Below are 13,730 nucleotides of genomic sequence, written 5' to 3'. Positions count from 1 at the left end.
TAAGAAATAGCTAGTATGTATCCTAGAGAAAAAACGAGGAGGAATTTTTATGAATAAAATTTCCGATGATATTTTATTTAAGGTTGAAAAGCCTGGAAGATATATAGGTGGAGAACTTAATTGTTGCTATAAAGATAAAGAAAGTGTTGATATAAGATATGCCTTTTGTTTCCCGGATGTGTATGAAGTGGGTATGTCACATTTAGGCACTAGAATACTTTATCATGTGATAAATTCTAGAACCGATGCCTACTGTGAAAGGGTTTTTGCCCCTTGGCCAGATATGGAAAAACAAATGAGAGAAAATAATATAGATTTATATGCACTAGAGAGCAAGGATTCACTAAGTGAATTTGATTTTTTAGGGTTTACACTGCAATATGAGATGAGCTATACTAATATACTTAATATGCTAGATATGTCTGGTATAACTATAAGAGCATCTCAAAGAGGTGAGAACGAACCTATAATTATGGCAGGAGGTCCATGTGCTTATAATCCTGAACCATTACATGATATAGTAGATTTTTTTGTTATTGGTGAAGGTGAAGAAGTAATAAATGATGTGTTAGATATTTATAAAAAATATATAGGTAAGGGTAAGAAAAGCGAGTTTTTAAGAGAAATAACTAAAATAAGAGGAATATATGTGCCTTCATTATATGAGGTTTCCTATAACGAGGATAATACTATTCGTGAGTTTAAACCTAAATACGAGGATGTTCCTGAAAGGGTTTCGAAAAGGTTTGTAGTAGACCTTGATAAGGTTTCTTTCCCAGAGGAAATGATAGTTCCATATGTTGAGATAGTACATGATAGAGTTATACTTGAGACTTTTAGAGGTTGCACCAATGGATGTAGATTTTGTCAAGCTGGTATGATATATAGACCAGTAAGAGAAAAAAGCACTAAAAATCTTGTTGAGACTGCAGACAAATTATTAAAGAGTACAGGATATAGGGAATTATCACTAAGCTCACTTAGTATTTGTGATTACTCAGATATACAAAACCTTGTAGTCACACTTATAGAAAAATATAAGGACGAAAATGTGGGTGTATCCTTGCCTTCCATTAGAATAGATTCTTTTTCAGTAGATTTAATAAAGGAAATACAAAAGATAAAAAAAACTGGTTTAACTTTTGCACCAGAGGCTGGAAGTCAGAGAATGAGGGATATTATAAATAAGGGTGTTACAGAGGAGAAAATCCTAGAAGTTGCTAATAATGTTTTTGCTTCAGGTTGGTCAACTATAAAACTTTATTTTATGGTGGGACTTCCTTATGAAACTTTAGAAGATGTAAGAGGAATAGCTGAGTTATCAGATAAGGTTGCAGGTGAATACTTTAAAATTCCTAAAGAGGTTAGAAAAAGGGGCCTCAGAGTTACTACAAGCTCTGCTATATTTGTACCAAAACCATTTACCCCTTTCCAATGGGCACCGCAAAGCACAATGGACGAGGTAGTGGAAAAAATTAAAGCAGTTAAATACGCTATAAAAAGTAAGGCGGTTACTTATAACTACCATGAGTCTTTAGTATCGTACCTAGAGGCAGTTATTGCTAGAGGAGATAGAAGAGTTTGTGATGTTATAATAAGGGCCTTTGAAAAGGGTGCAAAATTCGATGGTTGGTCTGAGCATTTTAATTTTGAGGTATGGCAGGAAGCTATGGAGGAATGTGGTGTTTCTGGAGGATTCTATGCTTATAGAGAGAGAAGTTACGAAGAAATACTTCCTTGGGATTTCATAGATATTGGAGTGAATAAGGAGTATTTAATTGTGGAGAATGAAAAAGCGAAAAACGTAGAATTAACTCAAAATTGTAAACTAGGTTGCACAGATTGCGGAATTAAAGTTAATTTTAAAGAAGGGACGTGTTTTAAAGGTGCGTTATCTAATTAAATATACTAAAGAAGGTGAAATTAAATTTATTTCTCACTTAGATTTAATGAGAACTTTGCAAAAGATAGTTAAGAGAGCAGATCTTCCAGTAGAATATTCAAAAGGTTTTAATCCCCACATGGCGGTGTCTATAGCGCAGCCATTATCTGTAGGATCGTATTCCAGTGGTGAGTACATGGATGTAGTGTTAAATAATGAATTAGAAGAAAAATATATTTTAGATAAAATGAATAAAAATACGCCATGTGGGATTAAAATTTTAGATGTAGTAAAAGTTATACCCGTTGAGGGGAAAAAGAAGCCACCACAAGCCATGGCAATTATTGATGCTGCTAAATATACTATTAAGCTAAAATGTACTGATGAAGAACAGGTTAAAGAAACTTTAAAGGATATTTGTAAAACTGATAAATGGAATATCGTTAAGAAAACTAAGACTGCAGAAAAAATGGTTGACATAAAATCATTAGTTCATACATTTGATTTCGCGGTAGACAGCTTCGTGCTTTGTATAACGGCACTTGTTTGTTGTGGGAGTAGAAAAAATTTATCTTCTTCGTTATTAGCTGATTTTATGAAAGATAATATACAATCTATTGATAAAGATACCTTCGTTGATATAAAGCGGGAAGAAATGTATGCATATAAGGATGAGAAATTAGTCACTCTTAGCGAATTTTTCAAAATTTAGTGTGATAGGAGTAGGATAGAGTGAAAGAAATATATATTGAAAGACAAGATGAATTTTTGAGGATAGCTATAAAAGAGAATAATAAATTAAAGGAATGCTTCATAGAAGAAGAGCTCGGTGGGCCTATTCCTGGACAAATATACAAGGCAATCGTAAAAAATATTGTTCCAGCGATTAAATGTGCTTTTGTAGATATTGGGCACAAGAAAGATTGCTATATGTATATTGATGAAAGGTTTAATAATACAAAGATAAAAAAAGGTGAAGAACTTATAGTTGAAGTTTTAAAAGAGGCAATAGATAAAAAGGGAGCGAAAGTAACCAGTGCTTTCGGTATTCCAGGAATTTATTCTGTGGTTGTAAATATGAATAAAGACATAAGTTTTTCTAAGAAAATAAATAATAGAGATTTTGAAAATATGGTGAAGCGTGAATTAAATAAACCAGAGGACATTGGAGTTATGATAAGGACAAATGCCCTTGAGGTAGATATTAACGTTCTAAACAATGAAATTAAAGGCTTATACGAAATATATAAAGATATTATAAAACGAGCTGAATATTCTAGAAATCCTATGCTATTATTTAGTGATGCTGGAGCATTAAACAGAACACTCCGTGATATTTTAGATAAAAATACTTTCAAAATAGTGCTTAACAATGATAGTGATTTTGAATACGCGAGAAAATTTGCACAGGGTCGAGAAGACATTGATGTAAAAGTTGAGTTTCATGATGAAAGCAGAATGCTCTTTGATTATTATGGAATAGAAAAAGAAATACTCAGTCTTCGAAGCCATAGAATTTCACTAAAGTGTGGAGGTAATATCGTAATTGATAAAACCGAGGCGATGTATGTAATTGATGTTAATTCTGGTAAGAATGTAAAGAGCCATTCACTTAGAAAAACTGCACAAAGCACTAATATAGAAGCCGCAGAAGAAATTGCAAGACAAATAAGGCTTCGAAATTTAAGTGGAATCATTATAATAGATTTTATTGATATTGAGGATCTAGAGGTTAGGCAAAATGTACTCAGTATTTTAGAAGCTGGATTTTCTGATGATAAAAATAAGACTGTAATTTATCCCTTTACGCAGCTTAATTTGGTGCAAATTGCAAGGCGTAGGCGTGGAAAGTCCATATATGAATTTATTGAGGAGCCTTGCAAGTACTGCAGAGGAAAGAGTAGTAGGGTGAAATTATCATATATGCAATTTTTAATTAAAAATGAAATTTTTAAAATATACAAGGAGCAAGGACTAAAAGATGTATATATTGAGATCGACGAAATTTACAAAAAAGATATAATGGATAATATTTTAGAATTTGCGAGGCAAATAGGAGCTTTAGACAATAGTGTTTACGTGAATTTTATCCCTCATTTAGAGAATTTTAAAGTAGAATCGCTAATTTTTGCAAATCAAATAAGAAATTTGCAAACCTATAAGATATATGGGTAAATATACTTTACAAATATGTGCGTGTGTGTTAAACTGGCTTTTGTAGACCGCACACACAAGGTTATAAAACATACTTAATATTAGTAGAATTTTACATAAGGTATGTACCTGGGATGGCGAGACTGGATCAAGGAGGTGTATTTTTATGTACGCAGTTTTAAATACTGGTGGAAAGCAATACAGAGTTCAAGAAGGAGACGTTTTATTCGTTGAAAAATTGGATGTTGAAGTTGAAACAACTGTTGAATTTGACCAAATTCTTGCTGTAGGCAAAGAAGATGGATTAGTAGTTGGAAAACCTGTAGTTGAAGGAGCTAAAGTTGTTGCTAAGGTATTAGCACAAGGAAAAGCTAGAAAGATAGTAGTTTTCAAGTTTAAGAGAAAACTAGACTATAGAAAGAAACAAGGACACAGGCAAGCATATACTAAGATTCAAATCGAGAAGATTGAAGCTTAATTATGGTAAATGTTGAATTTGTTCGAAACAATGGTAAAATAGTTTCTTTTAAAATAAAAGGTCATGCCATGCCAAAGGAAGACAATTTAGATGTAGATTTAATTTGTACTGCCATTTCAGCAATTTCTCAAACTACAGTAATTGGTATTGAGGAAGTTCTGAAAATTAAAGTTGTGTATGATATAAAGGATGGATTTCTAAATTTAAATTTAGAAAATCAAACTCCTATAGATATCGAAAGATGTCAAGTTTTACTCGAAACAATGATACTTGGACTTAAAAGTATAGAAATTACTTATGCTAAATATATAAAAGTAGAAATAGAGGAGGTGTAATACTATGTTAGTTATGAACCTTCAGTTATTTGCTCATAAAAAAGGAGTAGGTAGCTCAAGAAACGGTAGAGACAGTGCTTCTCAGAGACTTGGAACTAAACGTGCAGATGGACAATTTGTTCTTGCAGGCAATATTCTAGTAAGGCAAAGAGGAACAAAAATCCACCCAGGCAACAACGTTGGAAGAGGTGGAGATGATACTCTTTTCGCTAAAGTTGATGGAGTTGTTAAATTTGAAAGAATGGGTAGATTAAAGAAAAAAGCAAGCGTTTATCCTGTTGATGTAGAAATTTTAATGGCTGAATAATTTAAGGCACCCTTAAAGGGTGCTTTTTTAAAATTCTCTTTCGGAGGATAGTAATGAATGAATTAGAAAATTATATAAGTTTACTTAGAAAACAGAGACATGATTTTATGAATGATTTACAGGTCATATATGGATATTTGCAAATGAAGAGACCGCACGGTGCTTTGGAATATATAGAGAGATTATCTAAAGAAAATGAGATGATTAGTGAAATTTATAAATTACAAGACAACGGATTTTCACTATGCCTTGAAAGTAATATTAAAAAGTTATGGGCAAGTGAAATAAAAGTGGAATTGGATATTGAAATTAGTAATTTTAAAAATAAAGTCTTTGAAATTGAATATAATAAAAAAAGTGATTTAGTTAACACTATATTTATTGAAATAGAAGAAACTAACCAGAATTTTGTTTATATTTATATATTTGAGGATGAACTAGGTGAAAGTTTACTTATTACCAATAATGTAGCGATGTCTGACGAAATAAGTTGGATGGATGAATGGCAACAAATAGACGTAGAAATAGATCACTTGAGAATTTATAAATGTGGTTTTGGTAATAATATAGCTTATAGATTAATATTTTAGTGAACCTAACGTTTGTTAATTCATTAAAATAAAACAAAATAGAAATTGAACTAAGGTAAGGTGAAATATATGTTTATTGATACAGCTAAGATTTTTGTAAAATCCGGAAATGGTGGAAATGGAGCCGTTTCATTTAGAACAGAAAAATATATACCACTGGGTGGACCAGATGGTGGAGATGGTGGAAATGGTGGAAGCGTAATATTAGTAGTTGATGCTAGTATGACTACACTACTGGATTTTTCTTATGCAAGGAGATTCATAGCAAAAGCTGGAATACAAGGTTCTGGATCTAAGTGTTATGGAAAAGGTGGGGAAGATTTATTAGTTAAAGTTCCAATGGGTACAATTATAAGAGATGCAGAATCAAATAAAGTAATGTGCGATTTATCTCATGATGGTCAAACTTATGTAATTTGTAAAGGCGGACATGGCGGAAAAGGAAATGTTAAGTTTTGTACACCTACAAGGCAAGCACCAAACTTCGCAGAGCCTGGAATGCCGGGAGAAGAACGTTTTATTAAGCTTGAACTTAAGCTTTTAGCTGATGTTGGACTTTTAGGATTTCCGAATGTTGGTAAATCAACATTGCTTTCAGTAGTATCTAAAGCAAGACCTAAAATAGCTAATTATCATTTTACTACTTTAAAACCAAATTTAGGAGTAGTAAGTGTTAAGGGCGCTCAGAGTTTTGTTATGGCTGATATACCAGGAATAATTGAAGGAGCAGCCGAAGGAGTAGGCCTTGGAATAGGATTTTTAAGGCATATTGAAAGGACTAGAATGCTTATTCATGTAGTTGATATATCACAAATTGAAGGTAGAGATGCTGTAGAGGACTTTATAAAAATAAATGAAGAACTTAGAAAATATAGTATTAAACTATGGGATAGACCTCAAATTGTAGCGGCTAATAAAAGTGATATGTTATATGATGATGAAGTTTTTGAAAACTTTAAGAAGAAATTAAACGAAATGGGATATGACGATAGTAAGATATTCAAAATATGTGCGGTTACAAATGAAGGCGTGGAAGCACTGATGAAAGAAGCAACAAGAATTTTAACCACTATCCCAGTTACAGAACTAGTAATAGCGGATGATGAAAAATATATAGTAGAAGAAAAACATTTTACATACACAATTGAAGTAGACCACGAAGGAACTTATGTTGTTGATGGAACCTTTGTTGATAGACTATTAAATGCTGTTAATATAAATGAACCGGATTCCCTTAAATATTTCCATAAAGTACTAAAGAATAAGGGAGTATTTGATGCATTAGTTGCAAAAGGAATTCAAGATGGCGATTTAGTAAGACTACAAAAGTTTGAATTTGAATTCTTATTATAATAGGTAATAGATTAAAACTATTACCTTATAAGAATGTGACTAGGAGGATATTATGATTACAAGTAAGCAAAGAAGTTATTTAAGAACTTTAGCAAACCCATTACAACCTATATTTCAGGTTGGGAAAGCTGGAATAGAACAGAATTTCTTAAAACAGTTAGAGGATGCACTAGAATCTAGAGAACTCATTAAAATTAAGATTCTAAATAATAGTGGAATAACTGCAAGGGAAGCGTCAGACATAATTTGCGCGGCAGTATCTGCTGAGGCAGTTCAAACTATTGGTAGCAAATGTGTATTGTACAAAAGGTCTTTTAAAAAGCCTAAAATTGAATTACCATAAAAGCATGTAATTTTACATGCTTTTTCCTCTATTCAAAATTTAAACATATGTTATTATAGGTTGTGATGTCATTATAAAATAAAGAGGGTGTTATAGTGAAAAAAGCTATTTTTGGAGGAACATTTGATCCGATTCATATAGGTCATGTTCATATTGCATATGAAGCATTATATAATTTACATTTGGATAAGATTATATTTATGCCAGCGGGGAATCCACCCCATAAAACTAATAAGGTAATTATAGATTCTAAAATTAGATATGAGTTAGTTAAAAAAGCAATAGAAAAAGAAAATCACTTTGAAATAAGTGATTATGAAATAAATAAAAAAGGAAATAGTTATACCTATGAAACCCTTGAACTTTTTAATTCGATGGACAGCAGCGTAGAGTGGTACTTTTTAGTTGGTGCTGATAGTTTAATGGATTTAGATAATTGGAAAAATGTAAGTAGAATATTTGATAATTGTAAGATGATAGTTTATAGTAGAGCAGGGTTTACAAAGGAAGAAGTGCTAGTGCAGAAACATCATATAGAACAAAAGTTTGATTCGAAAATAATTTTTTTGGATTTGAAAGTCATAGATATATCTTCAACCGATATTAGAGATAATATAAAAAAAGGTAGAAATGTTAATTATCTTTTGCCAGAAGGTGTGGAGGAAATTATCCATAAGCTTAAGTTATATATATAATAGTAGAAAATGCGTAATATTTTAAGTATAATAGAAGTTATAGGGGGTATTTAATGTGGAGTGAAGTGGAAATGTACGATTATTTACATGAAAATTTAAAAGAAACTAGATTTAGACATAGTCTAAGTGTTAGTGAAACTGCAGTTAAGCTGGCTATAAAATATGGAGTAAATATAGATAGTGCAAGAATTGCAGGCTTGGTACATGACTGTGGCAAGAATATGAAGGATGAACAGCTTATAAAAGTGGCTATAGATCATAAACTCCAGTTAGATGAAGTGAACCTTAAAAATCCATCGTTATTGCATGGAATAGTAGGCGGCATAATAGCTAGAGAAGTAATGGGAATTCATGATGAGGATATTATAAATGCAATTTGTTACCACACTACGGGTAGAAAAAACATGAGCATTTTAGAAAAGATAATTTTTATTGCAGATTATACAGAGCCATTAAGAAAATTTGATGGTGTAGAGGAATTAAGAAGTTTAAGCATGAGAGATTTAGATGCATCAGTAATACAGTCGCTTGATAACACCATAAAATATGTCATAAATCAAAAAAAAATATTGCACAATGACACAGTAGACGCAAGAAATTATTTATTGTGCAAAAACAGTAGGTGAGAGTATGAAAAAAGATAGAAAACGAAAGAAAATAGTTAATTATAAAAGATTTGCTCTAGTCATTATTATAACTTTGGTGACGATAGTTGCATTAGCATTTATGTGGATTTATTATTATTTATCAGGGTTTAATAATAATTCAGTAGATTTAACTAAAAAAAATCCCACTGGGAATATTGAAGCTAGTGACGTAGAAGAAATTGTTAAAGATGGAAAATCTTGCAACATATTAGTTATGGGCGTAGATATAGGGGATCCAAATTCTAAAAGTGCTAACGATCCTAAGAGGACGGATACAATGATATTGGCACATTATAATGCGGAAAGCCAAAAACTTGATTTGATTTCTATTCCCAGAGATACCTTAATTAAAATAAATAATAGAAATCAAAAAATTAACGCAGCCCATGCTCTTGGTGGTGTGGAGCTTGCTGTTGCCTCTGTAGAAGAACTATTAGGTATTCAAATTGAATACTATGGGAAAATTAATTATGAAGGCTTTAGAAGTGTAATTGATGCCATTGGTGGAGTGGATATGTATATAGAAAGAACAATGGATTATGATGACAGTGCTCAAGATTTAAGTATAAAGTTTGAAAAAGGCACAACAGTACATTTGGATGGTGAAAAAGCTGAAGAATTTTTCAGATGGAGAAAAAATAATGACGGCAGTGGTTTTGCAGAGGGCGATATAGACAGAATAAAAAATCAACAGAAATTTATTAATAAAGTCATGGAGAAAATAAAAAGCCCTATGATACTAATTAAGATACCAAGTATTTTATCGGCTGTTCAAAAGAATGTAGAAACTAATATGGGGGCAAATGATATAATTAAGTATGGGTCCACATTTGCTACTATGAATGGTGATGATATATCTATGGATACTATTGGAGGTGAGTCTAAATATATAGATAATCTATCCTATTATATATATGATGAAGAAAAAAATAAAGATATTATGGCTAAATTAAGAAATGGTAGTGTACAATCTATTGATAAGTCTAAGCTTAAAATAAAAGTACTAAATGGTACTAAAAAAGTAGGACTGGCTAGCGATTTTTCAAAATATCTAAAAGAAAATGGATATAACGAAGTAGTAATTGGGAATGGTGAAGCTACTAGTGAAACTATAGTTTCTGTAAATGAAAATAGTAAAGACCTAATAAATGATTTTAAAAATGATTTTAAGATAAATAATATTAAAATTTCAACGTCAATTGAGGGAGAGTTTGATATAATAGTTTTGTTAGGCGAAGATCATGAACTAATGCATTAATGCATTAATCATAAGGAGGAGTAAAAATGGAAAAACATATCATAAGTACAAGTAAAGCACCAGCAGCTATAGGTCCATATTCTCAAGCGGTAAAGGTAGGGGAGTTACTATATACTTCAGGTCAATTACCAATAAACTCTGCTACTGGAGAATTTATAAACAATGATATAAAAAAAGCAACAGCACAATCTTTAGAAAATGTAAAAGCTATATTAGAAGAGGCGGGTACTAGCTTAAATAAGGTAGTGAAAACACTAGTGTTTTTAAAGGATATGAGTGATTTTGCGGATATGAATGAAGTGTACTCACAATATTTTAGTGAAAACCCACCAGCTAGGTCTTGTGTTCAGGCAGCAAAACTTCCTAAGGACGCATTAGTAGAAATAGAAGTAATTGCTATAGCTTAAAATAAATTTTATTTAATAACAAGTTTTATTAGCCTCGGGTAATTACCCGAGGCTTTTTATAAAAGAGGTGCAGTATGACAAATAAGTTAACGTATATGGTTAAGGTGGATGTAAAGGAAGTTAAATTAAGAGATTATTTAAAGTACACTGAGGATTTATCTAGCAGGTTTTTGAAAAGCTCAGGTATTAGTGGGAAAATAAGTGTGAATGGTAAAATTTCTAAGTTAAACCATAGAATAAGCACAGGTGATAAAATTGAAATTGACATGAAGAAAAATGAGCATCAAAATATCGAGCCAGAGAAGATGGATCTAGATGTGATATATGATGACGTGGATATTATTGTTATAAACAAGAAGCCTGGTATAGTGGTTCATCCTACTAAGGGATATCCATTTGGAACTCTTGCCAACGGAGTCTCATATTACTTTAAAGAAAGAAATGAAAAATGCATTGTAAGACTTGTGAGTAGACTGGACATGGATACATCAGGGCTTATAATAATTGCAAAAAATCAATTTTCACATATGGCCTTAGCTAGGGACATGCAAAGTATTCATAAGCAAGCTGATGATATGGAAGGTAAAACTTTTGAAAAAAGTTATATGGCCATTGTACATGGAAATATGAAAAACAAGTCAGGTACTATTGATTTACCTATTGGAAAACCTGACGAGGAAAGTATAAATAGAGCAGTTTTTGATGGTGGACAAAGAAGTATAACTCACTATGAAGTTATTGAGTCTTATAAAAATGGAGATTTAGTAAAAGCAACTTTGGAAACTGGTCGGACACATCAAATTCGTATTCATTTTAGTCATCTTGGTCATCCGATTTATGGAGATAGCCTTTATGGAACCAGTGAAGAAAGTTATATCCATAGGCAGGCACTTCATGCCTATAAATTAATTATCCCTCATCCAAGAACAGGTGAGCAGCTTATACTTGAGTCAGAACTTCCAGAGGACATGAAAAAACTTATAAGTAAATTAAAAGCAGAGTGTTAAATATAAAAAAGCGTCAGGTACATACTATTAATTTAGTATATCTGACGCTTTTAAAATATTATCTTCTATCAGTAAAGTTGTTTATATAACTATCTAATTTCCTTCTTCTTCTTCTTTTTGCTTTTCTTATTCTCATAAAAATTATGAATACAACTAAGGCAACTATAACATATTTCATTATGTTTAGTAAAAGGGAAGATTTTTTTGCATTATTCTTTGAAAACATATTGCCAAGGGATGATTTTTTAGCATAATCTATCCCGCTAGACAAATCTAAATTATATGAATCCTTATCAAAAGTGATTGTAGAATTACTTACGACATCACCTTTCTTAATAGATAATTTATCCGAATTCGTTTCTGAAAGCTTTACAACTGGAGATGGAGTTGTATTTTTAGCTTTGACAATATACAAATCCTTTGAAGCAAGAAGTGGAAGCACTGTACCATCTTGCAAGGTTAAATTTGACACTTCATCACCTTTGTTAAAATATTTATAGAGCTCATAATTATCAAATCCATAATCCAGTAGGTCTCTACTGTCTTTGAAAAAAGTCTTTTGGGAGTCATGTACAAGAGCAACTATAAGCTTTTGTCCGTTTCTAGTAGCTACGGCGATATAAGAATGTTTTGATTGAACAGTATAGCCAGTTTTTCCACCTATGCAATCTTCATAATAGTATGCGTCACCCTTCTGTATCAGTCTATTACCATTCCAAAGAGGACGTTTATCCTCGCATTTATTGGTAGGTGCCATTAGATAAGAAGAGGTCATTGCTATCTCCTTGTATACGTCATGCTTAGTGAGTTCCTGCATAATTAAAGATAAATCATAGGCTGAAGTTTTATGATTAACATCATATAACCCGTTGGGGTTTACAAAATTAGTATTATTGCAGCCTAAGGATTTTGCTCTTTCATTCATAAGCTTTGCAAATTCTTCTACGGAGCCACTTACATGTTCTGCTAAGGCTATAGCGCAGTCATTAGCTGAAGCTAATGTTAGTCCATATAACAATTCTTTTACGGAAATTTTTTCGTCTTCGCGTATATATATTTTTGAACCGTCAGCTAATGATGCATTTTTACTTACTGTTACTATATCATCTAATTTTGTTTTTTCTAAGGTTAGAAGTATAGTCATTATCTTAGTCGTGGAGGCCGGAGGGTATGCAGAATCCTTATTTTTTTCATAAAGTATTTTACCGGTAGTGGCATCCATTAAAACAACACTATCAGCAGATACCGCTTTCGGATTTACTTGTGCTTTAGCTGCCGGTGCTATGTTAAAGATTATAAGAATCGACAAAAGTATAATTGTGTTTATTTTCCTCATAGATTACCTCCAGTCATTAATATTTACATTATAGCAAAAAAAACTTTTCTTAGCGACAGTATTTATGAAAAGTTGTCAATAATTTTATATATAAGGTAAATTAAAGCAACGTGTAACTTAGGCTAAAGAGGAGGAACTATGAAAAATAAAGAGAAAATAATTGGTTCAATAGTAATTTTGTGCATAAGCATTGTTTTTATAATAGCTGGATATACAATGTCGAGTCCAAAAGAAAATGTCACGGCTAAAGATTATGAGGATATATTTGTAGAAACTGATAAAAGTACAGCGAAGCAGGAATCAGTAAAGAAAGAACCCACGGGAGCTTTATTGAGTGAATCTGCTATGGTAGAAGATATTAATATTAAGGTGGATATAAAGGGCGCTGTAAAAGTTCCTGGGGTCTATGAAATAGAAAAAGGAAGTAGAGTAAATGATCTTATAAAACTAGCAGGAGGGACTACTATTGACGCAGAACTTGATGCAACTAATCTTTCTACAAAACTAAATGATGAGGACTGTGTTGTTATTTATAGAAAGGGACAGGAGGTTAAAATTCAAAATTTTAAAAGCAGTGGTGAGAGTGATACCGGGAGTGCTAATGCTTCAAGTGCTCCTGATAAAAGTGATATTGTAAATATTAACACTGCAGAAAAAGAAGAATTAATGACACTTACAGGTATAGGAGATGTTAAAGCTGACGCTATAATTAAATATAGAGAAGAAAATGGAGGATTTAAGTCTGTAGAAGAATTAATGAAAGCTGGAGGTATTGGAGAAAAGACCTTGAGCAAATTTATCAGACCTGAAGCATAAAAATATAGCCCTTGTATATCAAGGGCTATAAGTTTTTTTCGAAAAACTTTTTCTTAAATGCCTCTGGACAACACCACAGATCAAATGTTATGATAATATTGGAAAGGTAGGTGGGGCACAAT

General features: G+C 31.9%; 16 protein-coding genes. 15 read left to right on the top strand and 1 reads right to left on the bottom strand.

The genetic code is table 11. The annotated features are described in order from the left end of the window. Nucleotides 1–49 precede the first annotated feature (49 nt). The 14 genes from JJD95_RS10370 to JJD95_RS10305 all read left to right on the top strand — a co-directional run bounded on the left by JJD95_RS10370 (nt 50) and on the right by JJD95_RS10305 (nt 11,456). Complete coding sequence (locus JJD95_RS10370) at nt 50–1,903, top strand: TIGR03960 family B12-binding radical SAM protein (protein WP_291642945.1); 1,854 nt, start codon at nt 50–52, stop codon at nt 1,901–1,903. Continuing rightward, nucleotides 1,887–2,594 (top strand): TIGR03936 family radical SAM-associated protein, encoded by a 708-nt coding sequence (locus JJD95_RS10365; RefSeq protein ID WP_291642944.1) that lies wholly within the window; start codon nt 1,887–1,889, stop codon nt 2,592–2,594. Before JJD95_RS10370 ends, JJD95_RS10365 begins: the two co-directional genes overlap by 17 nt. 20 nt (nt 2,595–2,614) lie before the next feature. Continuing rightward, a complete protein-coding gene (locus JJD95_RS10360; protein ID WP_291642943.1) occupies nt 2,615–4,057 on the top strand; it encodes a ribonuclease E/G in 1,443 nt (480 codons plus the stop codon). A gap of 145 nt (nt 4,058–4,202) precedes the next feature. Beyond that, nucleotides 4,203–4,514 carry a 50S ribosomal protein L21 gene (gene rplU, locus JJD95_RS10355; RefSeq protein WP_291642942.1) on the top strand — a complete coding sequence of 104 codons (312 nt, stop codon included), beginning with the start codon at nt 4,203–4,205 and terminating at the stop codon, nt 4,512–4,514. A 2-nt stretch (nt 4,515–4,516) separates the two neighbouring features. Next, nucleotides 4,517–4,849 (top strand): ribosomal-processing cysteine protease Prp, encoded by a 333-nt coding sequence (locus JJD95_RS10350; RefSeq protein WP_291642941.1) that lies wholly within the window; start codon nt 4,517–4,519, stop codon nt 4,847–4,849. Nucleotides 4,850–4,853: 4 nt separating this feature from the next. Further along, nucleotides 4,854–5,156 carry a 50S ribosomal protein L27 gene (gene rpmA, locus JJD95_RS10345; protein ID WP_291642940.1) on the top strand — a complete coding sequence of 101 codons (303 nt, stop codon included), beginning with the start codon at nt 4,854–4,856 and terminating at the stop codon, nt 5,154–5,156. 53 nt (nt 5,157–5,209) lie between these two features. After that, the gene (locus tag JJD95_RS10340) at nt 5,210–5,746 is read left to right on the top strand and encodes a Spo0B domain-containing protein (RefSeq protein ID WP_291642939.1); all 537 of its coding nucleotides are present in this window, start codon (nt 5,210–5,212) and stop codon (nt 5,744–5,746) included. A gap of 69 nt (nt 5,747–5,815) precedes the next feature. Next, complete coding sequence (gene obgE, locus JJD95_RS10335; RefSeq protein WP_291642938.1) at nt 5,816–7,099, top strand: GTPase ObgE; 1,284 nt, start codon at nt 5,816–5,818, stop codon at nt 7,097–7,099. Nucleotides 7,100–7,151: 52 nt separating this feature from the next. Further along, nucleotides 7,152–7,442 carry a ribosome assembly RNA-binding protein YhbY gene (gene yhbY, locus JJD95_RS10330; RefSeq protein WP_291642937.1) on the top strand — a complete coding sequence of 97 codons (291 nt, stop codon included), beginning with the start codon at nt 7,152–7,154 and terminating at the stop codon, nt 7,440–7,442. Between the two features lie 92 nt (nt 7,443–7,534). Continuing rightward, entirely contained in the window at nt 7,535–8,137 is a 603-nt protein-coding gene (gene nadD / locus JJD95_RS10325) for a nicotinate-nucleotide adenylyltransferase (protein WP_291642969.1), read from the top strand. 53 nt (nt 8,138–8,190) lie between these two features. After that, nucleotides 8,191–8,763 carry a bis(5'-nucleosyl)-tetraphosphatase (symmetrical) YqeK gene (gene yqeK, locus JJD95_RS10320; RefSeq protein WP_291642936.1) on the top strand — a complete coding sequence of 191 codons (573 nt, stop codon included), beginning with the start codon at nt 8,191–8,193 and terminating at the stop codon, nt 8,761–8,763. A gap of 4 nt (nt 8,764–8,767) precedes the next feature. Further along, complete coding sequence (locus JJD95_RS10315) at nt 8,768–10,042, top strand: LCP family protein (protein ID WP_291642935.1); 1,275 nt, start codon at nt 8,768–8,770, stop codon at nt 10,040–10,042. 26 nt (nt 10,043–10,068) lie between these two features. Continuing rightward, nucleotides 10,069–10,449 (top strand): RidA family protein, encoded by a 381-nt coding sequence (locus JJD95_RS10310; protein WP_291642934.1) that lies wholly within the window; start codon nt 10,069–10,071, stop codon nt 10,447–10,449. Between the two features lie 74 nt (nt 10,450–10,523). Beyond that, nucleotides 10,524–11,456, top strand: a complete 933-nt coding sequence (locus tag JJD95_RS10305) for an RluA family pseudouridine synthase (protein WP_291642933.1) — start codon at nt 10,524–10,526, stop codon at nt 11,454–11,456. A 58-nt stretch (nt 11,457–11,514) separates the two neighbouring features. On the opposite strand, the gene JJD95_RS10300 is transcribed toward JJD95_RS10305, so the two are convergent. Next, nucleotides 11,515–12,792: a D-alanyl-D-alanine carboxypeptidase family protein gene (locus tag JJD95_RS10300; RefSeq protein ID WP_291642932.1), complete on the bottom strand. Its 1,278-nt coding sequence runs from the start codon at nt 12,790–12,792 to the stop codon at nt 11,515–11,517. A 138-nt stretch (nt 12,793–12,930) separates the two neighbouring features. Between JJD95_RS10300 and JJD95_RS10295 the strand changes: the two genes are divergently transcribed. Continuing rightward, entirely contained in the window at nt 12,931–13,608 is a 678-nt protein-coding gene (locus JJD95_RS10295) for a helix-hairpin-helix domain-containing protein (protein WP_291642931.1), read from the top strand. The last annotated feature ends 122 nt before the right edge of the window (nt 13,609–13,730 follow it).

Source organism: Clostridium sp., assembly GCF_016650035.1.
Taxonomy (GTDB): Bacteria; Bacillota; Clostridia; order Clostridiales; family Clostridiaceae; genus Clostridium_AD.
This window is presented reverse-complemented; position numbering and strand designations above follow the sequence as displayed.